Here is a 24,125-nt window from a genome sequence, read left to right as displayed (position 1 = left end):
TTAAAATTCATTTAATTAATGCTTGTTATACAGTGGTTTATTTGCGAAGCTTTTAATCTGCCTTAGGCCATCAAAAATGATTACCTTTGCAAAAATTTTCATCCACTCTCTTTTTAATATATGACGCTTACTTCACTTTCAGCGATCTCGCCTATTGATGGCCGTTATAGAAACACCACTGCCGAACTTGCCGCATACTTTTCAGAATATGCCCTTATCAAGTACCGTGTATTTGTTGAGATAGAGTATTTCATCGCACTTGCCGAATACCCACTACCTCAGTTACAAGCATTTGATAAAAATCTATCAGAAAAGTTACGCGACATTTACAGAAATTTTTCGGAAGATGACGCTGAAAGTATCAAAGTGATTGAAAAAACGACAAATCACGATGTTAAAGCCGTTGAGTATTTCATTAAAAAAGAGTTTGATAAATTAGGTCTGGAGCCTTTCAAAGAGTTCATTCATTTTGGCCTTACCTCGCAGGATATTAATAATACTGCCATCCCATACACATTTAAACTGGCTTTAAATAACAGCTACTACCCTGCTATTACTGATCTGGTTAACATCCTGAAATCATTTGCTGCCGATTGGGAAAATGTTCCTTTACTGGCGCATACGCATGGGCAACCAGCTTCACCAACCCGCCTGGGTAAGGAAATCCTGGTTTTTGTTGAGCGTTTGGAAAGCCAACTTGAACTGCTGAAACCTATCCCTAATTCGGCTAAGTTTGGCGGTGCTACAGGTAATTTCAATGCGCATAACATCGCCTACCCGGCTATCGACTGGAAAGCATTCGGCAATAATTTCGTTAACAATATCTTAGGTCTTAAACGCTCACAGTTTACTACCCAGATTGAGCACTATGATAATTTTGCCGCGCAATGCGATGCATTGAAACGAATTAACAATATCCTGATTGATCTTGACCGTGATATGTGGACTTATATCTCCATGAATTACTTTAAACAAAAGATCAAAGCCGGCGAAGTTGGCTCATCAGCTATGCCACATAAGGTTAACCCTATCGATTTCGAAAACTCCGAAGGTAATCTGGGTATCGCTAATGCTTTATTTGAGCACCTTGCAGCTAAACTACCTATTTCAAGGCTACAGCGCGACCTTACCGACTCTACCGTATTAAGGAACATTGGTGTACCGTTCGCGCATACGTTGATCGCCATTAAATCAACCGTAAGGGGATTAAACAAACTGTTACTAAACACAGATGCCATTAATGCCGACCTTGAGGCTAACTGGCCGGTTGTTGCAGAAGCTATCCAAACCATATTAAGGCGCGAAGCTTACCCTAACCCTTACGAGGCACTGAAAGACCTTACCCGTACCAATCAGCAAATCAACGCTAACACAATAGCGGAGTTTGTTGATACGTTAAATGTAAGTGATGCCATTAAAGAGGAGATTAAAAAGATAACGCCGTTAAATTATACAGGGATTTAAATGTCTAAATTATATTGATGTGCAAATTTCAGATGTGCAGATGTGCAAATGATTCTTTGATTTATTGATGCTTTGATTGTGCATCAATTTGCACATCTGAAATCTGCACATTTGAAATCTACTCATCTGCACGTCGAAAACCTGCGCATCAAAGAAATGTCATAACAAAGTTTAAGGTAGCATTTAATAAAAAAGCTCATTAAATTTGTTAATTAGATTGAATAAAAACACGAAACGATGAACATCAACGTATATACCGAATTAACGCCTAACCCGGCAACTATGAAATTCATAGTTAACAAACTGCTTATTAATGGCAGCGTTGACTTCGCTACTAAGGAAAGTGCCGAAAAATCACCTTTTGCAAAGGAACTTTATAAGTTCTCGTTTGTAAACGGCGTTTTCTTTGCCAGCAATTTTGTAACCATTACCAAAACTGAAGGCAGCGACTGGGCAGATGTTGAGCCTATCATGAAAGAGTTTGTTAAAGGCGCTATCGAATCTGAATTAAAGATTCAGTTAGAGGAAGAAGCCGAAGCAGGAAACTTTGAAGGCACCGAAACTGAAGTTAAAATTCAGCAGATTTTGCATGATTACGTTCGCCCGGCTGTTGAGCAGGACGGCGGCGCTATCACTTACCGCTCATTTAATGAAGGTATAGTAACCGTTGAACTTCGCGGTTCATGCAGCGGTTGCCCATCATCAACCGTAACCCTTAAAGCCGGTATCGAAAACCTGCTTAAACGCATGGTGCCAGAAGTTACCGAAGTGGTTTCTGAAGCGTTATAATATTGGAGATTGGGGTTTGATCCCCATTGCTTACCCGTCGTCGGGCAAATACTATTTTAGGTATTTGCCCGATTTTTTTTGGCCGATTGAAGTCACAATAAAATTCTTTTGAACAACGCGATTTCACAACTATCTTTATATATCAACTTAGATAATGCGGCATAAATTAAGAGAACATATAGAAAAGATAATACCTCTCACTGATGATGAGTTTGAATTTATAGCTACTCATTTTACAACTAAAAAATTCAAGAAACATCAATTTCTCATTCAAGAAGATTCAGCTGTGAAGTACAATTACTTTGTAATTTCAGGGCTTTTAAAGCTTATATATGCTGATGATACAGGAAAGCAACATATCGTCGCTTTCGCTATGGAAGACTGGTGGGAGACCGATTTCTATGCCTATTATACTGAAACTCCCGCAACAATGTCATTGGAGTGCCTCGAAGATACCGAGGTGCTATGCTTGACACTTGAAGATTATAAGAAGCTTTGTAGTGGACTTCAAAAGATGGAACGCTTTTTTCTTGAAAAAGCAACTTTTGGTTTTCTTTCTTCCCAAAGGCGTATCATATCCACCCTTACATCTAACGCTAAAGAGCGTTATGAACAACTGCTTAAGCAATACCCCACACTTATCAATCGCGTACCCAAAGCCGCACTGGCTTCTTATCTGGGCGTTTCCCGCGAAACCTTAAGCAGGCTATTTTAACGATGTGATCTACCTCACTTCAAAAACGTGAGGAAGGTCAACGTGCCATTCCGGATGTTATTAACAAGTTTGCAGTGCGCAATTTAAAACGCTAACATGAAAAAAACAGCGACACTTTTAGCATTCTTATTAATTACAACCGCCCCCGTTTGGGCACAATCAAAAAGCATCAGTAAAATGGAAAAGAGAATTATTAATCCTTGGGAATGGCAAGACAAACGCAGCTATGTACAAGCAGTAGAAGTAAAAAATGTAGAAAGCACTTTATATGTTTCGGGACAAACAGCGATAAGCGCCGACGGAAAATCGAGCGACGAGGATATGAAAACACAACTGATTAAAGCATTGCAAAATCTTGAGCATGTAATCAATGAAGCTGGATACGAGCCAAGAGGCATTGTACGACTGAATATTTACACAACAAACACAGCCGAACTTTGGCCCCATTTCCCAGTATTACAGGACTGGATAGCCAAACATGGAATTAAGCAGGCGTTGACTTTGTTAGAAGTAAAAAGCCTGTTTGAAACTTTAAAGGTTGAACTTGAAGCTACTGTGGTAAAATAAAGTTGGCTGGATATCAAAATGCTACTCGCCACAAGGTTATTTAAGTTACGGAATAGAATTTAACTCTTGTATCAACTTGAGTAATACAAGTTCTATAAAAGCAGAAACTGACATTCTAATCGGGTTTCTGCTTTTATAATGTTACGTTGAAAAATTCAAACTCAATATAAAAACATCATCTCCGTATTTCAATAAATAATCATTCCTTGATCCATTCTCAAATTTAAGCTCAAAAACGTCAAAAGATCGTACCCCCCAAATAGACCATATCGAAAATAAAATTCTGTTTCTCATAACCCCTAACCATTCTTTATCAACATCCGGCTTCACGCGTTCAAGAGGTGATCTTATTTGTTCCAATAATCCTTTCAATATATCAAACCCCTCTTGTTCGGTGGAAAGTAATACCTTTTTATAGTACTGAGGGGCGCCATTAACAGATAAATAATATGGCAAAGCTCCACGACTTTTAAATGAACCAAATTCATATTCCCAACTTATATAATCCTCACATAAAGTATCATACTCAGACGCAATTTTCAAGTAATTATTTATTTGATTAACCTTGTAGTTAACATCATAAGCGGGTTTAAACCGGTTGGGAATAAAAGATAAATTAAACTTTTCAAACCCCTTCATAAACTGGGTGGAAAACCATATTTCGTCCCATTCCAAATACGGTTCTCCATGCAAGCTAAAAAATTTTTTCCAGAGCCACTCTTCGGGAGCAAGTTGCCCATTCTCTTCTACCCAAAAATCAGGGATTGAGTGATCGCTGATCTCAAACATATCTTTTGAAAGTACTCCTACCTCATTTGATTCGTCGAGAAAATAATATTGATTATTGTCAATTCCTAATACCAAATACTCCTGATCGGGGCGGGAACTATAAGGAAATCCATACCCATCAGACATCGGAAAAGTTTTGAATTTAATCTTCATTTGGGAGCGGAATTTAGGATACGCCTAAAAATGATATAAGTGTCAGAACGCTTAAAAACGAATCAAATCTACTTCAAGATGACTTTGAATAAATGCTTACTTAAAATACTTCTGCACCACCTGAAGCATTTCCCCAGTTATCTTACCATTAGTAGCCAGTAACTCACGGGTATCCAATACTTCTGAGCCGCCTTTAAAGTTTACAACTTCGCCTCCTGCTTGCTTTACAATTACAATACCTGCGGCCACATCCCAGGCGTTGAGGTTATACTCGTAAAAAGCATCAAAACGCCCGCAAGCTGTATAAACCAGGTCGACAGCGGCCGAGCCTAAACGACGCAAGCCATGGCTGGTACGCATCAGCTCGGTAAATAATTCGATATAGGCAGCTTGTTTGGTAAAATCATAGTATGGAAAACCGGTTGCAAGTAAGCTGGTGCCTACTGTGTTGTTTTTGCTTACGCTGATCTCTTTGCCATTCAGGTATGCGGGCGCATCCTTCCAGGCGTAAAAACATTCGTCGAGGTTTATTTCATATACAACGCCGGCAATCAGCTCGTCGTACTCTTTTAAAGCGATACTTACCGAAAAAGCAGGTACACCATGGATAAAATTGGTAGTGCCATCAAGCGGGTCGATGATCCAGTTATAGCGTTCGCCTATTTTAGTGGTTGTTTTTTCTTCGGTAATAAAACCTGCTTCAGGCAAAATTTTGCTCAGGCCTTTTACAATGGTTTCTTCGGCGGTTTTATCAACGTATGATACCATATCGTTGAGGCCTTTATACTCTATCCTATCAGGATCAAACGCTTTACGCTCCTGTCTGATGAAATCACCTGCTTGTTTTGAAACTTCAATTACCTGGTTTAGGATGTTCGCTGTTTGCATGGTTACGTTTTAATGATAGGCTAAATGAAAAAACTTTATGGATAAAAAAGCTTGCGAAGAACAGGCTTAATGCCGCCGAGATCCTTGCTACCGTTGGATTAAAACTGCAAGCCTGGATCAATATTTTCACAACGGATAAATTGGCGAAGAAGCCGATAAAGGCTACCGTGACAAAACGAAAAAACTGCTTGCGCGGTGCCGACTTCGACTCGTTAAATACCATGTATCGGGTGATTAAAAAATTAACCACAACGCCCATAAAAAACGATAATGCCAGCGAAACTGTGTAGTTACGAACCGTCAGTCCGAAAATGTGGTAAGTATGCTGCGTAAGCAGATTATGGTAAAAAAGGTAAAATGCACAAACATCTACCAAAAAACCGGCCCCGGCCGAAAGCACAAATCTGAATACCTGGTTATTAATTAATTTGCCTTTTGATTTGTTATCAGCCATTTGTAGTGCCCAGTGCTTTCTTTTCTTTGTTTAGTCCGGTAATGATTAATGCCGCGCCGCCCAAAACCATGATCACCGAGATCATTTCGGCCTGGGTAAATGAAACACCGGCAACAACATATTTAGTATTAACCCTGATGAGCTCAATAACGAAACGCTCAACGCCAGCCAATATCATGTATACACCAAACAAAACGCCCGGAGCTTTAAAATTGTGCCTTATTTTCCATAATACAAAGAACAGTAATAAACAAATTACAGATTCGTAAAATGAGGTTGGGTAAACCGGGTATTGCAGCTCATGACAAAACTTACCCATACAGTTCACCATCTGCACGCCTTCATCATTCACATTGTGTGGAAATTTAAAGCTCCACATCCAATTGGGAGCCCAGCTTAACCAAGCCGGTTTGGCTGCAAGGTTAACAATACCCCAGTCGCCATCGCCACTCATCTGGCAGCCTACACGACCTAAAGCGTAAGCCAGCATCATACCCGGACCGCCAATATCAAGCATATCTAATGGTTTAATGCCGTGTTTGTTAGCAATATAAAGCACGGCCGCTCCACCACATATCAGGCCACCATAAAAGGTTAAACCACTAAAACCAACCAGCATACCAACCGGGTCTTTCATAAAATCGCCCCAGTTTTCCAACGCATTAAACAACTTAGCGCCTGCAAAACCAAACACCGCAGCCCAAAGCAATATACTACCTAATAATTCATGAGGATGTACATCAATATCTTTAGTTATCGGTTTGTCAAGCTTTTGTTTATTTGCTTCGTACCATGCCCAATATGCAAAAGCTGCGGCTCCAAGTATGCCACCAATCCAGTTGCCTCTTAAGGATAGTAAAAATTCTTGCGGCGTATCTAACAGCATTTGGTAGTTGAGCGCGCAATCAACAATTTTATAACCCAATAAAAAGCCAAAAATACCATTGCTTATCAACTCGGTACTTGACGCCTGTAAACCTATAGTAACCCGCTTTTTAAAAGTATGGATAACACCTAATGCTTCTTTACGTTTAAACTCCTGGCCAAAAGCCCAGTAACCACCCACAAAAGCTATCGCCACAAAAAAACCAAAAGTTTGTATGGGTAAAGGCAGATTAAAACCAAAAAGATATTTTAATAACGATGTAAGCGTAGGAAACATAGGTTATATTTTAAGGCGAATATAGAATTTAATGAACTAATATTTCTTCGCCTTCTGTTATTTCAACATCACCATCAGGTGAAATATTTGTTAGATGTACTGTCTTCAATTCATTAACCAGAACAGGATCATACTTAGTACGCACCTTCACATAATTACGGGTAAAGCCGTGCATAAAGCCATCTTTAATATCGCCCTCAAACAAAACTTCCTGGTTTTTACCCAATTGACTTTCGTAAAAAGCACGGCGTTTTTTATCAGACAGGATGTGCAACATTTTGCTCCGTTCTCCGCGTGCAGAACCAGGAACAGCCCCCGTCATCTGGGCAGCCAAAGTATTTTCTCTTTCCGAATACGTGAATACGTGCAGGTATGAAATATTAAGTTCGTTCAGGAAATTATAGGTATCAATAAAATCTTCCCTTGTTTCGCCGGGGAAGCCAACAATAACATCCACACCTATGCAACAATCGGGCATCAGTTCTTTTATTTTGGCCACTCGGTTAACATAAAGGTCGCGTTTATAACGACGGCGCATCAGTCCCAGGATCTTGTCCGAACCCGATTGAAGCGGAATATGAAAATGCGGCACAAAACGTTTTGAAGCGGCAACAAAAGCGATGATCTCGTCGGTAAGCAGATTAGGCTCAATGGACGAGATCCTGAAACGGTCGATACCTTCTACCTCGTCAAGCGCCTTAACAAGGTCAAAAAATTTATCCTCGCGCTGTCCGTTACGGATCCCGAAATCGCCCAGGTTTACACCGGTAAGTACAATTTCTTTTACGCCCGATTCGGCAATTTGCCGGGCCTGCGCAACAACGTTTTCAATGGTATCGCTCCTGCTCGCGCCACGCGCCAGCGGGATGGTACAAAAGGTACAAGAGTAATCGCAGCCGTCTTGTACTTTCAGGAAAGTACGGGTACGGTCGCCAAAAGAATATGCAGGTACAAACTCGTTAGCTTCAGACACGGGCTGATTAAGCACAAGTGCCTTAGGCCTTTTAGTTAAATCGGTAATATGATCAACTATCTGGAATTTTTCGGCAGCGCCAAGCACCATGTCAACACCTGGAATTTCTGCAATTTCCTGTGGTTTAAGCTGGGCGTAGCAACCTACTATAGTTACGTAGGCATTAGGCGAAATTTTAAGCGCCTCCTTAACAATCTTCTTACACTTTTTATCGGCATTATCAGTAACCGAGCAGGTATTGATCACAAAAACATCCGGCGTTTCGGTAAAATTCACCGTATCATAACCGGCCTGGTTAAACAGTCGACCAATAGATGAGGTCTCCGAATAATTCAGCTTGCAGCCTAAAGTGTAAAAAGCGACTTTCTTGTTCATTTCAAACGGCAAAGATACAGTTTTTTATAAAATGTTGGTTCGAAGCATTTTTCATATCAGCGTAAAAGAATAAATGTTAAAACTGGCAGGCAGTGGCTATAACAATTTGATAATTTCGTTTATCAGCATCATTTCTGTATTTTCAAACCGATTTTACATATTCTAAACCTTATCAGCCATGATCATATACGGTATCAAAGCCAAGCTCTTAAAATCCGAAATAACCAACGACACCTGCCCAAACTGTAATACAGCCAACAGCATCCAGATGAATGTATTTCAGCGCTGGGCGCATATTTTCTGGATCCCATTTTTTCCGATAGGTAAAACAGGTGTTTCGCAATGCCTTAATTGCAAACAGGTCTTAAAGTTAAAGGAAATGCCGGCCTCGCTCAAATTAAGCTATGACAACCTGAAAGTACAAACCAAAATACCGGTATGGACATTTGCCGGGTGCTTTTTGATAGTTATTGGATCGATACTTTTTTATATAAGCGAAAAGCAGAAAGCTAAAAAAGTAAACCAATGGGTTTTATCACCGCAGAAGAATGATGTTTTTCATATTAAACTCAAGAATGATCACTATACCCTGTACAAAGTAAATAAGGTTTCAGGCGATTCGGTTTACCTGGCCCTGAATAAATACGAGGTTGACCGCGAAGACGGGCTTGATGATATTGCCGCCAAAGGCGACACTGCTTATGACAATGCACAGGAAGGCGTTGCGAAACCGTTTCTTGTAGAAATGGCAAAAGAAGGAACCATTCTGGATATTGAACGGAAGTAAGCTTATGACTCCTAAACCACGCTCCTATTGGTTCGCTAAATTCTTCGAATGCCTGTATACGTTCATAGCAATTTATGATTGCTTAATGACGTTGTTGGGCTCTTTCTTTTACAAACTGTTTAATTCTTTTGGTGATGTTTCCTTTGCGAGGCTTTTCACCTGGATTATTGCTGGTATGTGTGTCTTTTCGGTGGTATATTCCGTTTATTGGCATCAAATAAGCAAGAAAGAAGGATTTAATTCCGGGATAAGGCACGCTTTTTTGCGAGGCGTTATACGGTACTTCGTCGCCTATCAAGTGTCTGCTTATGGTTTTGCCAAAATTCTGAAAACCCAGTTCGGGCATGTTTACATGAGAGATAATACCCCTGTAGGCGAGCTAAGCGGCTTCGATCTCACCTGGAATTATTTTGGCCACTCCTACACTTTCGCGATTATACTGGGATTGCTTCAGATTGGCGGCGGCGTTATGCTTTTATTCAGGCGTACTACCTTATTAGGCACCTGTTTATTATTACCGGTAATGTTAAACATTGTATTGATCAATGTATTTTATGATATAGCCACAGGGGCATTCATAAACTCAATTATTATAACTACCGGCCTGTTATACCTTTTACTACTACGATGGCCGGATATTAAACCTGTTTTATTTAAAGAAGTGGTAATACCACAGTTAAGGTTAAGTTTTGCAAAACCAGTTTTAAAACTTTTGGTAATCGGCCTTGCTTTTTATAGCATTTACCGCTATGTAGTAGCTGTACCATCATCGACCTTTACGGGAAAATGGAAAATCAAGGAATTCAAACGAAATGGCAAAACTGTCGGTGAAAACGATTGGATGAATGGTGCGCAAAACTGGTGCTATATATACATTGAAGATGATGGCAGAATATCATTATGTGCAAATCCTTACGTGTTTGAAGCTAACCGGGCATGGTTTGGCCGTTATAATTATAATGCTAACCAAAAAACATTCAATGTACATTTCGACGGTGGCACAAACAATGATACCACAAAGGTAAAGATCAGTAACTACAACGGAAAGCAAATGCAATGGGATACCAAAGTGTATGATGATACCTTAAAATTGAAACTGATTAAAGAATAGCAGGATTACACATTCCCCCAGCCCAGGGCCAAAACATCAGCGATGTGCATGGTTTGAATTGGCAAACTATTTTTATCGATATATCCCTGCATGTGCATTAAGCATGATGCATCTGTCGAAATGATGTATTCCGCGCCGGCATCAAGCGCGTTATTTACCTTTTGTTGTGCCATCGCTGTTGAAATACCATCAAACTTAACTGCAAAGGTGCCGCCGAAACCACAGCAGGTTTCACCATCTTTCAGGTCGAGCAATTCGAGGCCAAGTACTTTAGAGAGCAATTGACGTGGCTCATCTTTGATCTTACATTCGCGCAGACCGGCACAGCTATCATGATAAACAGCCTTGCCATCAAGCTCCGCGCCGAAATAATCATACTCCAGGATATTTACCAAGAAATCGGATAGTTCGTAGATATTTCCTTGTATTGCCCGGCATTTGTTATGCACGGCAGTATTGGTAAACAGGTCGTTATAATAGTTTTTCACCATGCCGGTACAAGATGCCGAAGGTGATACTATAACACTATCTTCCGAAAAATCACTCAAAAATTTGCTACCAACCTCTTTGGCATCATCCCAAAAGCCCGCATTAAAAGCCGGCTGACCGCAGCAGGTTTGCGCCGGATTATAACTAACCTTGCAACCTGCTTTCTCCAGCAGTTTTACAGTATTAAAAGCTGTTTCAGGAAACAACTGATCTATAAAACACGGTATGAACAACTCAACCTTCATCGGCACAAAATAGTTAACGGGCGCTAAAATCCAAATTTTTATTGACGTTTCGTTCCGCTTTCAGCAAAGAAAATAATAAAATTAAGCCGACAATGAAAAATACGCCCAATACCAGGACTGAATTTCGCGGACTTCCGGTTATTTCTTCAAAAAAACCAAAGCTAAATACACCACCTACTATAGCCAGCTTTTCGGTAACATCATAAAAGCTGAAAAAGGATGCCGTATCCGGGATATTTTCGGGCAGATATTTTGAATACGTTGAGCGCGACATAGACTGGATACCTCCCATCACTAAACCTACCACAACAGCTATGATGTAGAACTGTGTTTGCGTATATGTAAAGTAAGCAGCTATGCAAACACCAATCCACAGGATCACCACGCCTATTAATACCCTTACGTTGCCATATTTACCCGACAAGCGCGACATGAGCGTTGCACCGAAAATAGCAACCAATTGAATAATTAAAATTATCGTGATCAACTGCGGGGTTTCCATTTTCAATTCCTTGGCAGCAAAACCGGTAGCTACCAACATAATGGTTTGTACCCCCATCGAATAAAAAAAGAACGACGGTAAAAACCGCTTTAACAGCGGCATTTCCTTAACCTTTTTCCAAACATGGCCTAACTCAATAAATCCCCCCTTTATAATGTTATGGCTATGGCTTACCGCGTTAGGGCTACCTTTAGGCAACACGCTGAACGGGATCATGGCAAACCCTATCCACCATAAACCTACCAATAGAAACGACAGGCGCGGCGCAAAGGTTTTGTCAACAATACCAAACCACTCCCCTTTCAGCACAAACAAAAAGCAAATAAGCTGCAGCAGTACGCTGCCTATATAACCGTAGGTAAAACCTTTGGCGCTTACGTTATCCTGCATATCAATCGTAGCAATTTCGGGCAGGTATGAATTATAAAACACAAAACCTCCGCTGTAACCAATAGCCGCCAGAGCAAAACAGATCACGCCCATCTCCAGGTGATCTTTATCAAAATTGAACAACGCGCAGCATGCCGCCGAACCAAGCAGCGTAAAAAACAGCATAAAAATCTTTTTATTGCCTTTATAATCGGCAATAGATGATAATATGGGCAGTAGCAATACCATCACCAGGTAAGCAGCCGACAAAGCATAATCTGAAAGCGCAGTGTTTACAAAGCTTTTCCCGAAAAAGTTAACCCTATCACCATTGGCATGATTGGTTGTTATGGCAACATAATACGCCGGAAAAATGGTTGAAGTGATGACAAGGTTATAGGCAGAATTGGCCCAATCAAAGAAAGCCCATGCCCTTATGGTTTTTTTGTTGTTTTTGTTTTCCATTTGCTCACTAAATGTATGCAAATTTTACAAACTGCAAAAAACAGACTATCCTCTCAATCAATGTCCGCGCGGCGCGTAAACAATGATACAAGCACCTATCAAGGCAACCAAAGCTCCGATAATATCATACCTGTCTGGCTTAAAACCGTCAACCTTCCAGGCCCAGATTAACGCCATCACAATAAAAATGCCGCCGTAAGCCGCATACACACGCCCGAAGTTAGCGGTTTGCCAGGTAGCAACAACCCCGTAAAGCGCAAGGATAACAGCACCTGTAATTCCGAACCAAAACGGCTTATCTTCTTTGAGCCAAAGCCAAACCAGGTAGCCTCCACCTATTTCAAATAAACCGGCCAATAAAAACAAAGCAAAAGAGCGAAGGATTGCCATTATAAAAATTTAGAAATGATCACGCTACTAAAGATATAAAAACTGCGGCATTAGCTTGAGACTATCAATAAAAAAGGCCTCCTGTGCGGGAGGCCTCTAATTATTCTTGTAAATCAAGCTTAGCTTCTGTCATAAAACGCAGGCGGCTCAATTCCTAATGAGCGGAGATAGACATAAGCCTGGCCGCGGTGATGAATTTCATTATCGATGATGTATTGAATAATGCTGTTTGCAACCCCTTCGTACTGACCAAAAGCCAATACTGTTTCCTGAAAGCGTTCGGCAGGGATCTGCGCCCAGTAGCTTGTTATATCTTCGGTCGCGTTGTCCCACAACTTTAAAAGATCATTTTTCGAGTGGGCTTCAACTTTCCCGGTATGATGATCGAGGCCTGCGATTGGTGTCCAGTCGTTGGTTACAAGTCCCTTTACCCCGGGGCTACTCATGCTGATGATTTCTTTCACCATTTCTGAAAAGGGGCGCATTCCACCTATCGAATAGTTAAAAAGCGCTTCCTGCGGAAAAGCTTCAATCAGGCGACGGGTAACACGGCGCTGACCAAGCCAGCTTTGTAAAAGTTGATCGGGTGTATAAACAGATACTACACCAGTTTCTGTTGGTTGTTGAATTGCGTTGGTTTCCATTGTATTGTGGTTTTGTTTTTGATTACAATACAAAGTAACCACAGGCCGGTGACAACCCTATGTCAGCAGGAAAAAAGAAAAATCAACTATTTGTATTTTGGATAAATTCAACCACCTGCTGCTGCTCATAATCCGACAGAGAACCCTCCGAATAATGCCATTTAGCGGTAGCGTCACCATCAAACATAATTTGCCCTAAATAATCCGGATTTTTTTTATCATCAAGCAGCGGCTTGCTTTCACCAATTTCGGGAGCTATTTCCTGGATCTCAAAAAGGATTGCTTCGCCATCGTTACCGCCCTTGTAAAGTTTGTACAAGCCAGTGGCGTTTAACTCATGACTTGTTGATTGATGAAGCACCGGCTCGATGATAATATTTCTTTGTGTGCCGTTATCATCGGTTACATTGTGATTAACTGTATGGATCATGGCTTACGTTTTTATATAGTACAAGCCTGCCGCCAAATTGTTTAGACACCAGCTTCAACGTTTTGCTTGCGGATCTTGCTCTCGGTAAACATCAGTACGATAAGCATAATTAATCCCAACACAAAAAAGCCGTCAAGAGCAAGCGTAGAGTCGCGCATTTCGTTAGTTACGGCCTCCACAAAACCAAAGCAAAACAGGCCAACCACAATCGAAAGCTTTTCGGTAACATCATAAAAGCTGAAATACGAAGCCGTATCCGGAATATTCTCGGGCAAGTATTTGGAGTAGGTTGAGCGCGATAAGGATTGTACCCCTCCCATCACTATGCCGATAACCACTGCCGCCGCGTAAAACTGGGTTGAGCTGGTGATAAAGTAAGCATAAAGGCAAATGGCCGACCATACCGCCACTAAGCCAACCAATGTGCGCACATTTCCAAACTTCTCAGATGATTTGGATGCGATCAATGCGCCCGGTACTGCGACAACCTGTATGATGAGCACGATTGAGATCAGGGCAGCATCGGGCATGTGTAATTCTTTGGCAGCAAAATTAGCCGCGACCAGCATAATGGTTTGCACACCAACCGAATAAAGGAAAAATGAAGCCAGGAAGCGTTTAAGCAAGGGCATTTTGCGCACCTTGCCAAAAACTTTGGCCAGTTCTTTAAAGCCACCTGTAAGTACATTATAGCTATGTTTACCGGCGTTAGGTTGTCCTTTAGGAAGCAGGCGGAACGGGATAACAGAAAAACCAATCCACCAAACAAAAACCATCAGGAATGAGATCCGGGCCGGTAGCCAATCGTCGGTAATGCCAAACCAATTTGGCTGAAGCACCACGATAAAGCACAATACTTGCACCACTATGCTGCCAACATAGCCATAAATAAATCCTTTGGCGCTCACAGCATCTTGTTTATCGGGTGTGGCAATTTGTGGCAGATACGAATTATAAAACACAAAGCCGCCGCAATAACCTATCGAGGCGAGCCCAAAGCACAGCATCGGGATTTCAAGCCCCGTGCCCGGTTTAAAGAAAAACAAGCCGGCACAAGCCAAACTACCCAACCAGGTAAATAATTGTAAGTATGATTTTTTATTGCCCCGGTAATCGGCTATGGAAGTAAGGATGGGCAATATAGCCGCCACGATTAGATAGGATAAGCCCAATATATAGTTTGATAAAACCGTGTTCACATACTTATGCCCAAAGAAAGTAACCATTTGGGTGTTTTTTGAATTGAACTTGGTTACCTCTACAAAGTATGCAGGGAAAATAGTAGAGGTAATAACGATATTGTATGACTGATTGGCCCAATCAAACATACACCAGGCCCAGATGGTTTTTTTATTATTTTTTGCTTCCATTGCGGCCTTAAAAGTATGAATTTTAGAGGAAGCCCAATTTACAGAGGAAAAATAAATTGCTTTATATCATCAACGGCCGTAATTTATTTTAGGATGATCGATATCATACTTTAACCTGTAGTAAATTAAAATAAAGGTCACTATCAGCGTTAGGATTACGATGAAAACATTCTTATTAAATTCTTTTTCTTTTTCCGGTGTGTCTACAGAAATTTTGTATTCCCATTCAATCCCATATTTAACCTTCAACCTGTTTGCAATATATTCCACGAGTTTATAACATCTCGTTTTTCGCAGATCGTTAACCGCTTCAACAATGGAAAAAGTAGCAAGCAAAACCATGTCATCCTGATTCTTTATATAAATTTCAGCGCATGTATTTGTTCCCCTTGATCCTTGATTGATCGTTATCAATACTAAGCTATTTTTGTCGATAACAACGGCTTTAGATTTTTGTCGATCGTTGTAAATAATCGCTGTTGAATTTAAATGAATTGTTTTTTCGAACGATGATACCGGGTCTTCATAAGTAACAACCAAAACACCCTCACTCTCTTCCCTTAAAAATAAACCTGGTGCAAAGCGTGTAATCATACAGCTAATGTAAAAACATAGTTTAGCTTTATTTTGATTTGTTGTAGTTTTATCAGATAATCAAAAACAGTAAATATGTTCAATTATCTTCATTTTACAGATCAGTTCGGCTCTTATCTTTACAACGATGATTTTCAGGCGTTCTTAGCTAAAACCTTCACCGATCTGAGTCGATACAATATTTTGGAGAGCGACTATATACGGTCTGAAACCCTGCATATTGATTTAGGCTTCACCAACGATGATGCTGTTATTGATGAAGATGAATTGATAGTTTTGGAACCAGGACAACCAATATTTTCCCATCTGAATATTTACCCGAAACAAGATATTCAATACTTCCTGCCTTTTGAAATTTCGTTTACCGACACCAGGAACGATGTCTTCCAAAAAGCAGGCAACCCAACACAAACCAATCACGAAGTTTCACCACTATTGGATAAACATTTCCTGATAGACCACTATAAAATAGGCGATCTTGTATTAAGTATAGATTACGATCCACATGATGAAAATATCAATTTCATCCAGATCAGGGATAATAATATTGTAGCGCATTTGAAATTATAACAACACAAAGCTGTTAACCAAGTTTTTTCAGGCATCTTTAAGAATCGCATATAAGTGCTCATCCATAATTTCGCCGCCTTTTATGATCGCGTCTTTCATGATACCCTCCTTAGTAAAACCCGCTTTTTCAAGCACCCGCATTGATGCCAGGTTGTTACCATTTACAGTAGCCTGGATCCGGATGATATCAAAGTTGTAAAACGCATATGGAATAATTAACCGAATAGCTTCGGTGGCTATTCCCCTGCCCCAATACTGCTCTCCCAACCAATACCCTATTGAGGCACTCTTGCGATAGATGTCATCACCTTGCTTAAAGTCAATTGCCCCAACCGCGTTATCGTCGATTACGATAGCTAAATTTGTCACAACGGCCTTACTTTGATGAGCTAATACCCATCTTTCAGCATCAGCCTTGGTATAGGGGTGCGGAAAGCGATCAAACAGGAAACGAGCAACATTGATATTATTGGCATGACGTTGTAATGATGCAGCGTCGGTTAATCGCCACGGTCTTAAAATGAACTTGCTGCCTTTAATTGGTACCATAGTTATTGCATGCTTGCGTAAAGGTAGTTTTTGATTAACAAGCCAGTATAAACTTCATAATAAGTAATGATTTAACTCCATTTATCTATAGCTTTATATCAGCAATAAAAAAACATCTTGAAACTTTATCCTTTTTTGAATATCAAAACACATCCGCAGCACCTGCTGATCCTCACTGCTGTGTTACTTTCTGCTCTTTCTTTATTGAGTAACAAACACTCATCATTTGATATCAACCTCCACGACACTTATTTTGTGATATCCATGGCAGCAATGTGCCAAATTTTGGTAGTTACTTTAATTATTTTATGGCTATTTTATTTTCTTGCCGATAGCATATTGCCTTTATTAACGCTGCGCTGGCTTCACATAGCAATTACGGCAACTGTTTTTTCCATCGTTATTCTTAAAATCTGGCTGTTGCCAAATCCTGCGGAGGCGCCACGGCGGTACTATGATTTTGTAGAATATCAACAGCAAAAGCAACACATGGACACCATTATTTACAGCACAATTATTATGTCCTTACTCATTTCCCAAATACTTTTTTTAATCAATCTTGTAGCGGGTATTTTCAAAAAAATATCGCCTATCAATTCATAACAAACAATATCACACTTAAACTTTCAGTTGAACCCAAAAACAAAACAGGCAGCAGAAGTTCAAGACTCCCGCTACCTGTTATTAATGGCATTTATGTATTAATCAAATATCTCAGGCAAATGCTTATAGTTGCCTTTTACAGTTGCTAAAACCTCATCAAATTTACCACCAAGCATCATTTTGGTCATAGAAACAGCCATGCCAGCAACCATTTTAAGTTCGATATGCGGAGGGAGGGCAAGGGCTGTTCCGTCGGTATAAACATTCACCAACACAGGTCCCTCGTGCGCGAAAGCCTCGGCTATCCCCTGTTCAAGATCCTGCGGATCATTTATTGTGATCCCTTTTATACCCATTGATTCGGCCACGAGCGTAAAATCAGGGTTGTGCATGTCGACCTCGAAATCCGGTAAACCCATTACCTCCATCTCAAGCTTCACCATACCCAGCGCGCGGTTATTAAACACAATAATTTTTATAGGCAGATTATATTGTTTGATGGTAGCCAGATCACCCAATAACATAGAGATACCTCCATCACCACACATAGCCACTACCTGCCTGTCAGGGCAGGCCAACGCGGCCCCTATGGCATGCGGCATGGCATTAGCCATAGAGCCATGAACAAACGAGCCGATCATAGATCGGCGACCATTCGCGCTGATATGCCGGGCACTCCAAACGTTACACATACCGGTGTCACAGGTAAAAATAGCGTCGTCAGAAGCATATTCGTCCACCAAAGCCGCCAGAGCTTCCGGGTGGATAGCGTCATGTTTGCCATAGTCTTTAATATAAGCCTGCTGCTGTTCTTTCACTTTGGCATGTACGTGCAGCTGAGCGTCTAAAAAGCTTCTGTCGGTTTTTTCTTTAAGTAAGGGGATTAAAGCTTTTAAAGTAGATTTAATATCGCCATAAAGGCCCATATACAATTTGGCCCGCCGACCAAGATTTTCGGGCTTGATATCAATCTGCACTATCTTTTTATCCTGCGGATAGAAAGGCGTGTAAGGAAAATCGGTACCCAAAAGGATAACAAGATCGCTCTCATGCATGCTATGATAGGCAGCAGGGAGACCAAGCAAACCGGTCATGCCAACCTCGTAAGGGTTATCGTGCTCCAAAAACATTTTCCCGCGGAAGGAATAACCAACCGGGGCTTTGATCAACGAAGCAAGTTCAACAACTTCATCGTGTGCATCGGCACAACCAATACCACCAAAAATGCAAACCTTAGGATGACGGTTGATTAGATCAGATAGTTGTACCAGCTCTTCCCATACCGGGGTAATATTGGCCTTGCAAAAAAAGTTATTTACCGATGAATCAATTTCCACCGCCTCCTCTCCTGCCACATCTCCCGGAAAGCCCAAAACGCCAACACCCTTACGCTGAATTGCGGTTTGAATAGCAGCCTGCACCATACGTGGTACCTGTTTATTATTGGCGGCTACCTGGTTATAGTAGCTGCAATCGTCAAAAAGCTTAATAACATTGGTTTCCTGGAAGTAATTGCTGCCAAACTCCTTGGTGGCGCAGGTTGATGCAATAGCCAGAACAGGGGCTCCCGAACGGTGAGCATCATAAAGACCGTTTACCAAATGCACATGCCCCGGCCCACTACTGCCTGCGCAGCAGGCAAGACCGCTTAATTGCGCATCGGCCGAGGCTGCAAAAGCGCCGGCTTCCTCATTACGTACATGGATCCATTTTAATTCGGGAGTTCTGCGGACGGCATCGTTAAGTTCGTTCAAACTATCGCCCGTAATGGCGTAAATGCGCTTAATACCTGCCTGTATCAGCATATCTACAAGCTGTTCAGCTACTTTTTTTGACATGTTTTTTTGTTTAACGTTAGTGATGTAGTGATTTCTAAAGATAACACCAAACACATGCCATTTGTTAAAATATTAAAAGTCAAATATTTGTAATAAGAAGGCTTCTTGATATATCGTGATTTTGCGCTACCAGTCTGAAATATCGCAAATGCCTGATCGGAATCTCTTTATGTGTTCCGCCTTTTAAGCGCTGTGGATCAGGCTTGTTTTATATTTCAACGAGTTTCCGTTTCGTGCTGCAAACACCGCTTTTATTTCCGCTACAATTGATAATGCGATCTCTTCTGATGTTTCCGAGCCGATATCCAGACCAACCGGCCCGTAAATAGCTTCGAGATTTGCGGGACTAACAAATGTTCCCCCTGCCTCCAATTCATCCAGCATACGCTCCAATTTTTTCCGGGGACCTAAAATTCCGATATAAGAAGTTTGTAAGGGTAAAATGGATTTCAGAAAAGCAATCTCGTAGTTATAATTATGCGTCATCAGCACAAAGGCTGTCCATTCGTTTATTTCAAGATTAGCCAAAACCTGGTCGGGTTTTGCAATTACTATCTTATTTACCGAGGGGAACCGTTCTGCTGTAGCGTAATTAGGCCTGCCGTCAACCAAAGTAATATTCCAACCTAATACCGAGGCTATTTTGGTTAAAGGCATAGCATCATTCCCCGCGCCGATGATTACTAAAGAGATTAAAGGCTTAACGCATTCAACAAAGGCGGTATAACCATTATAGGCGGTAACCGACGAGCGCTGATTATCCAGTGCATTTCTTGCATCCTCCAGCAACTCATTCTGATATGGCAATGTTTCTAATCCGTTTGGCAAAGTTTCATTTCCAGTCAGGCATAAACACGATCCCGGTTGCGGAGCCTTACGGTCGGTCATGGAGAATACCGTAACTAAAACTGTGTATCCGCGTGAGGCTATTACCGCTTTCAGCAGGGTTACCGGGTTTGGTTGCTTGTCATTAATGGGCTCGATGAGGATATGTATAATACCATTGCAACCGAGGCCTACACCAAGTTTGGCATCGTCGTCATCCATCGTATCATAAGTAACCAGAAGCGACTCCTGCTGTAAAATAACCATGCGGGCTTTGCGCAAGGCATCTCCTTCCAGGCAACCGCCGCTTATAGCACCTGTTAGCTGACCATCTTCGGTGATCAGCATCCGTGCCCCCGCCCTACGGTAAGCCGAACCTTCCACGAGCACCACCGTAGCCAAGGCCGTCTTTTTGCCCGATTTTACCGCCTCCTCATAAGCCGCTACGATGTCAATGATTTCTTTCATGCAATCAAGAATACTTTATTAAACGGCATTCATATTAAAAGGCAGTTTCCTGATACGGTTACCGGTAAGATCATAAATAGCATCGGTAAGCGCAGGCGCAAACGGCGGCAAGCCAGGCTCCCCAACACCACCGGCATCCGCCGTGTTTTCCATAATATGTACTTCCACAGGCGGGGCATCGCTCATTCGCGGCATCAGGTAGTCATAAAAATTATTCTGCTCCACCAGGCCGTTTTTAAAGGTGATCTCGTGTATGGTAGCTGCCCCAAGGGCCATCACTACCGAGCCTTCCACCTGTGCCTTGATGATATCCGGGTTAACGTACCACCCACAGTCCATTACGGCCCAAACTTTATCTATCTTAACTTTGCCTTCCGCATTCCTGGAAACTTTCACTACCTGCCCCACGGTGGTTTCAAAGCATTCTGTAATGGCCACGCCGTAACCCTGATTTTTTTGCCTTGATTTCCATCCGGAAACCTCTTCCATCCGATCTATCAATCGTTGGCAACGCTCGTCTTTCAGGTATTTCCTCCTGAAATCCAACTGATCCTGTCCGGCTAAAACGGCCATCTCATTCATGAAACTTTCGTAAGCAAAACCATTGGTTGAGGCATAAACAGAGCGCCACCACATATTGGGCAACGGCATTTCATAAGGCACATCAGCAAAACTGATATTTTTTATACTATCATAGTAAGGCTTTAAAAAGCCTTCTGAAGTACTTCCGTTAGCTTTGCCACGCGCAGGGCCATTCCAATGATCGATATTTTGACCAGCCATTTTGAATTTCAGGGCGCTTATCTCTCCATTTTCAATTGATCCCTGACCACGGTAAGAAATCCCGGCACGATAAGGCCCCTGTTTTATATCATCTTCGCGCGACCATACTACCTGAACCGGTGCGCCAATCTCTTTCGAGATTGCAACAACTTCATGGGTATAATCTAAAAAGGCTTTTCGACCGAAACCGCCGCCTAAAAAAGTCATGTTAACTATCACTTTATCTTTCGGCATCTTGAATTTGGTACTGATATCATTCAACACCCAATCCGGCGCCTGTATCGGCCCCCAGATCTCAATTTTATCCGGCTGATAATATGCAGCGCAATTTAAAGGCTCCATAGCGGCATGCGACTGATATGGCGTTTGATAGATCACGTCGATCTGTTGCGTCGCCTTGGCTAAAGCGCCGTCAGGATCTCCTTGTTTTTTGTGCGATAACCCTTCTTCCTTTTTGAGCAACTCTTCATGGGCTTTGTAGATATCAATGGTATTTACGTGTTCAAAACCGCTATCATCCCATTCAACCCGCAAAGCTTTCCTGCCTTGCATGGCAGCCCAGGTCGAATCGGCAATAACAACCACTCCATCACGCGTGGTATTAAAAACCATCATTTGTATTTTAAATACCTTCTTGACACCCGGAACTTTAAGTGCAGCTGAGTCATCAAAGCTCTTTATCTTTCCACGCAACCTCGGGCTTCTTTCAACCGCGGCGTGTAACATACCTGGCAGTTTTTTATCCAGGCCAAAAATAGCCTCGCCATTGGTTTTCATTGGCGTATCGAGCCGATTAAGTGGCTTACGGATCAGTTTGTATTCCGAAATGCTTTTAAGCTTTACATCTTTTGGCGGTGAAAGCTTTGAGGCATCCGTTACCAGTTCGCCGTAATTGAATTTTTTACCGGAAGGTTTATGGATTACATGGCCCGATTGCGCATAACACTTACTCGCAGGAACGCCCCATTTGTTGGCTGCCGCAGTAATAAGCATTTCACGCGCGGTAGCGCTCAAATTAAGCAGCTTTTTATACGATCCCCTGATGGTAGAACTGCCACCTGTGATCTGGCTGCCATATTTATCAGGATCGCCTATGGCGAATATGACATTTATATCTTTCAGATCAACTTCCAGTTCTTCGGCAATAATCTGCGGAACCGACTGGTAAGAGCCCTGCCCCATTTCTGCACGGTGATCCGTCAGGGTAACCTTGCCATCGGTATCTATCCGCATCCAGGCATTAAATTCAAAGCCCGACTGACCATCTGCCGAGGCGGCGATCAGTTCTTCATTTTTTGCATTGGCCGGAAAATAAAAGCCTAAGCATAGCGCTGTTCCTGCCAGGCCAGACACCCGCAGAAAATTCCTTCTTGATATTGAGTTGGTTTCCATAATGGCTACTCTAATTCGTTCAAAATTTTATTTTGCTTTAGCCGAAGGGGCATATGCACCCTTGGCTATCCATAAACGCACCTGGGCAGCAAAAGCCGGTCTGCTCATTGGCGGCAAAGTACGGCCATCTCCGGGATGCCAGGCCCAGCCAACCAGGTCATCATGAGCCATATGTTCAATCAGTTGTGCTTTTGTGCGTCCACCGTTTTGTTTTGGATCCAACAGTTGCAGGGCCAATTGACGTGGGGTACGCCCCTGGAATACCATACGCATATTAGCCGGTGGCAATCCCCATTTTGGATTCCCGGGAGGCATGTGTAAACCCGCAGTGTTCTCGGCTTGGTGACAATTACTGCAGCGCACCGAATAAAGCCCCTTTCCATCTGCTCCGCGCTTTACATTCATGGTATGGATATGGTTGTCATCACCCTGTAATGGAGAATCTCCGGCGGGATGGCAATTCATACAGCGCGCACTCTTTAATACGGTATAAACAGACATGAAAGCTTTCACTGAGCCAACACTGTCTTTTGGTAAAACCAGATATTTATTAGTTTTTACAGTTTCTGGCCGGAATGATAGTGTGACTAAACCTGTGATTGATGCAATCAGAATAATGACAATCAGTTTTTTCATAGCTTGGCTCCTTCCGTCTGCATTGCGGCAGCCTTATGAATGGCAGCCCTGATACGTTGGTATGTACCACAACGGCAAATATTACCAGACATAGCGTCATCGATATCCTGATCGGATGGGTTTGAGTTTTCACGCAATAATATCGCACCAGACATGATCTGTCCGGACTGGCAGTAACCACACTGCGGAACATTCATTTCATTCCAGGCCAATTGCAACGGATGATCATTGTTTGCCGAAAGCCCTTCGATTGTTACAATACGCTGGCCGGCGGCGCGGTTTAACTTGGTTACGCATGACCTTACCGCTTCACCATTAAGGTGAATTGTGCAAGCACCGCATTGAGCGGCCCCACACCCGTACTTGGTGCCTGTTAAACCAAGAATATCCCTAATAACCCACAGCAGCGGCATATTGGGGTCAGCATCTACCTCGTGGTGTTGCCCGTTTACAGTAATATTGATCATGATGCAATAATTGGTACAGTAAATTTAGCTTAAAAAATCCAATATGAATATCGCGTATCTGATACTTTTTCAATTACGATATTCAAACCAAAACTTACGTTTTTCAAACCAATCAAGGTCTTGAATACTATCCAAACACTTCAATAACAACATATCAGTATTATAATATTACTTTAACATTAACTTGGTGTTGACGGATTTAATTTGAAAAACATTAAACCTTCATCTTATGATAACACCCACAAATCAGCCTACTTATCACAAACAGC

The 24,125-nt window shown here is 41.9% G+C and carries 27 protein-coding genes; 8 read left to right on the top strand and 19 right to left on the bottom strand.

Going from position 1 to position 24,125, the window contains the following annotated elements; translation table 11 throughout:
• The first annotated feature begins 120 nt into the window (after window positions 1–120).
• The 4 genes from purB to DEO27_RS08625 all read left to right on the top strand — a co-directional run bounded on the left by purB (window position 121) and on the right by DEO27_RS08625 (window position 3,535).
• Window positions 121–1,464, top strand: coding sequence for an adenylosuccinate lyase (gene purB / locus DEO27_RS08640; protein WP_112570527.1), 1,344 nt, complete (start codon window positions 121–123; stop codon window positions 1,462–1,464).
• 237 nt (window positions 1,465–1,701) lie between these two features.
• On the top strand, window positions 1,702–2,253 hold the full coding sequence (locus DEO27_RS08635) for a NifU family protein (RefSeq protein ID WP_112570525.1): 552 nt from the start codon (window positions 1,702–1,704) through the stop codon (window positions 2,251–2,253).
• Window positions 2,254–2,407: 154 nt separating this feature from the next.
• Window positions 2,408–2,968: a Crp/Fnr family transcriptional regulator gene (locus tag DEO27_RS08630; RefSeq protein ID WP_112570523.1), complete on the top strand. Its 561-nt coding sequence runs from the start codon at window positions 2,408–2,410 to the stop codon at window positions 2,966–2,968.
• Between the two features lie 96 nt (window positions 2,969–3,064).
• Window positions 3,065–3,535 carry a RidA family protein gene (locus tag DEO27_RS08625; RefSeq protein ID WP_223818191.1) on the top strand — a complete coding sequence of 157 codons (471 nt, stop codon included), beginning with the start codon at window positions 3,065–3,067 and terminating at the stop codon, window positions 3,533–3,535.
• A 141-nt stretch (window positions 3,536–3,676) separates the two neighbouring features.
• On the opposite strand, the gene DEO27_RS08620 is transcribed toward DEO27_RS08625, so the two are convergent.
• The 5 genes from DEO27_RS08620 to mtaB form a co-directional block, all read right to left on the bottom strand.
• Entirely contained in the window at window positions 3,677–4,477 is an 801-nt protein-coding gene (locus tag DEO27_RS08620; RefSeq protein WP_112570521.1) for a hypothetical protein, read from the bottom strand.
• Between the two features lie 96 nt (window positions 4,478–4,573).
• Window positions 4,574–5,365 (bottom strand): inositol monophosphatase family protein, encoded by a 792-nt coding sequence (locus tag DEO27_RS08615; protein ID WP_112570519.1) that lies wholly within the window; start codon window positions 5,363–5,365, stop codon window positions 4,574–4,576.
• Window positions 5,331–5,819, bottom strand: coding sequence for a GtrA family protein (locus DEO27_RS08610; RefSeq protein WP_112570517.1), 489 nt, complete (start codon window positions 5,817–5,819; stop codon window positions 5,331–5,333). The genes DEO27_RS08615 and DEO27_RS08610 overlap by 35 nt, the downstream gene beginning before the upstream one ends.
• Window positions 5,812–6,981 (bottom strand): prolipoprotein diacylglyceryl transferase, encoded by a 1,170-nt coding sequence (locus tag DEO27_RS08605; protein WP_112570515.1) that lies wholly within the window; start codon window positions 6,979–6,981, stop codon window positions 5,812–5,814. Before DEO27_RS08605 ends, DEO27_RS08610 begins: the two co-directional genes overlap by 8 nt.
• Window positions 6,982–7,009: 28 nt before the next feature.
• A complete protein-coding gene (gene mtaB, locus DEO27_RS08600; protein ID WP_112570513.1) occupies window positions 7,010–8,329 on the bottom strand; it encodes a tRNA (N(6)-L-threonylcarbamoyladenosine(37)-C(2))-methylthiotransferase MtaB in 1,320 nt (439 codons plus the stop codon).
• Between the two features lie 178 nt (window positions 8,330–8,507).
• Here mtaB and DEO27_RS08595 point away from each other — a divergent pair, with 178 nt between their 5' ends.
• Window positions 8,508–9,116 (top strand): hypothetical protein, encoded by a 609-nt coding sequence (locus tag DEO27_RS08595; protein ID WP_112570511.1) that lies wholly within the window; start codon window positions 8,508–8,510, stop codon window positions 9,114–9,116.
• Window positions 9,117–9,198: 82 nt separating this feature from the next.
• Here DEO27_RS08595 and DEO27_RS08590 read toward each other — a convergent pair whose 3' ends face one another.
• Window positions 9,199–9,462, bottom strand: a complete 264-nt coding sequence (locus tag DEO27_RS08590; protein ID WP_112570509.1) for a hypothetical protein — start codon at window positions 9,460–9,462, stop codon at window positions 9,199–9,201.
• Between the two features lie 6 nt (window positions 9,463–9,468).
• Between DEO27_RS08590 and DEO27_RS08585 the strand changes: the two genes are divergently transcribed.
• Window positions 9,469–10,227 (top strand): hypothetical protein, encoded by a 759-nt coding sequence (locus DEO27_RS08585; RefSeq protein WP_112570507.1) that lies wholly within the window; start codon window positions 9,469–9,471, stop codon window positions 10,225–10,227.
• 5 nt (window positions 10,228–10,232) lie between these two features.
• On the opposite strand, the gene DEO27_RS08580 is transcribed toward DEO27_RS08585, so the two are convergent.
• The 7 genes from DEO27_RS08580 to DEO27_RS08550 all read right to left on the bottom strand — a co-directional run bounded on the left by DEO27_RS08580 (window position 10,233) and on the right by DEO27_RS08550 (window position 15,725).
• Entirely contained in the window at window positions 10,233–10,961 is a 729-nt protein-coding gene (locus DEO27_RS08580) for a (Fe-S)-binding protein (RefSeq protein WP_112570505.1), read from the bottom strand.
• A 13-nt stretch (window positions 10,962–10,974) separates the two neighbouring features.
• Window positions 10,975–12,297 (bottom strand): MFS transporter, encoded by a 1,323-nt coding sequence (locus DEO27_RS08575; RefSeq protein WP_112570503.1) that lies wholly within the window; start codon window positions 12,295–12,297, stop codon window positions 10,975–10,977.
• A 57-nt stretch (window positions 12,298–12,354) separates the two neighbouring features.
• Complete coding sequence (locus tag DEO27_RS08570; protein ID WP_190295357.1) at window positions 12,355–12,687, bottom strand: YnfA family protein; 333 nt, start codon at window positions 12,685–12,687, stop codon at window positions 12,355–12,357.
• Window positions 12,688–12,806: 119 nt separating this feature from the next.
• Window positions 12,807–13,331, bottom strand: a complete 525-nt coding sequence (locus DEO27_RS08565; RefSeq protein ID WP_112570499.1) for a DinB family protein — start codon at window positions 13,329–13,331, stop codon at window positions 12,807–12,809.
• A gap of 82 nt (window positions 13,332–13,413) precedes the next feature.
• A complete protein-coding gene (locus DEO27_RS08560) occupies window positions 13,414–13,761 on the bottom strand; it encodes a hypothetical protein (RefSeq protein ID WP_112570497.1) in 348 nt (115 codons plus the stop codon).
• Between the two features lie 41 nt (window positions 13,762–13,802).
• Window positions 13,803–15,131: an MFS transporter gene (locus DEO27_RS08555; RefSeq protein ID WP_112570495.1), complete on the bottom strand. Its 1,329-nt coding sequence runs from the start codon at window positions 15,129–15,131 to the stop codon at window positions 13,803–13,805.
• A gap of 69 nt (window positions 15,132–15,200) precedes the next feature.
• The gene (locus tag DEO27_RS08550) at window positions 15,201–15,725 is read right to left on the bottom strand and encodes a hypothetical protein (RefSeq protein WP_112570493.1); all 525 of its coding nucleotides are present in this window, start codon (window positions 15,723–15,725) and stop codon (window positions 15,201–15,203) included.
• 75 nt (window positions 15,726–15,800) lie between these two features.
• On the opposite strand from DEO27_RS08550, the gene DEO27_RS08545 reads away from it, so the two are divergent.
• Window positions 15,801–16,295, top strand: coding sequence for a hypothetical protein (locus DEO27_RS08545; protein WP_112570491.1), 495 nt, complete (start codon window positions 15,801–15,803; stop codon window positions 16,293–16,295).
• A gap of 27 nt (window positions 16,296–16,322) precedes the next feature.
• Here the strand turns inward: DEO27_RS08545 and DEO27_RS08540 are convergent, their stop codons facing one another.
• Window positions 16,323–16,844, bottom strand: a complete 522-nt coding sequence (locus DEO27_RS08540) for a GNAT family N-acetyltransferase (protein WP_112570490.1) — start codon at window positions 16,842–16,844, stop codon at window positions 16,323–16,325.
• Between the two features lie 180 nt (window positions 16,845–17,024).
• Between DEO27_RS08540 and DEO27_RS08535 the strand changes: the two genes are divergently transcribed.
• A complete protein-coding gene (locus DEO27_RS08535) occupies window positions 17,025–17,447 on the top strand; it encodes a hypothetical protein (RefSeq protein WP_146750027.1) in 423 nt (140 codons plus the stop codon).
• A gap of 98 nt (window positions 17,448–17,545) precedes the next feature.
• Here DEO27_RS08535 and DEO27_RS08530 read toward each other — a convergent pair whose 3' ends face one another.
• The 5 genes from DEO27_RS08530 to DEO27_RS08510 form a co-directional block, all read right to left on the bottom strand.
• Entirely contained in the window at window positions 17,546–19,285 is a 1,740-nt protein-coding gene (locus tag DEO27_RS08530; protein ID WP_112570486.1) for a thiamine pyrophosphate-dependent enzyme, read from the bottom strand.
• 183 nt (window positions 19,286–19,468) lie between these two features.
• On the bottom strand, window positions 19,469–20,578 hold the full coding sequence (locus DEO27_RS08525) for an XdhC family protein (protein ID WP_112570484.1): 1,110 nt from the start codon (window positions 20,576–20,578) through the stop codon (window positions 19,469–19,471).
• 18 nt (window positions 20,579–20,596) lie between these two features.
• Window positions 20,597–22,753: a xanthine dehydrogenase family protein molybdopterin-binding subunit gene (locus DEO27_RS08520; RefSeq protein ID WP_112570482.1), complete on the bottom strand. Its 2,157-nt coding sequence runs from the start codon at window positions 22,751–22,753 to the stop codon at window positions 20,597–20,599.
• A 27-nt stretch (window positions 22,754–22,780) separates the two neighbouring features.
• Window positions 22,781–23,389 (bottom strand): c-type cytochrome, encoded by a 609-nt coding sequence (locus DEO27_RS08515; RefSeq protein WP_112570480.1) that lies wholly within the window; start codon window positions 23,387–23,389, stop codon window positions 22,781–22,783.
• On the bottom strand, window positions 23,386–23,856 hold the full coding sequence (locus DEO27_RS08510) for a (2Fe-2S)-binding protein (RefSeq protein ID WP_112570478.1): 471 nt from the start codon (window positions 23,854–23,856) through the stop codon (window positions 23,386–23,388). Before DEO27_RS08510 ends, DEO27_RS08515 begins: the two co-directional genes overlap by 4 nt.
• Window positions 23,857–24,125 lie beyond the last annotated feature (269 nt).

The organism is Mucilaginibacter rubeus (assembly GCF_003286415.2).
GTDB classification, from domain to species: domain Bacteria; phylum Bacteroidota; class Bacteroidia; order Sphingobacteriales; family Sphingobacteriaceae; genus Mucilaginibacter; species Mucilaginibacter rubeus_A.
This window is presented reverse-complemented; position numbering and strand designations above follow the sequence as displayed.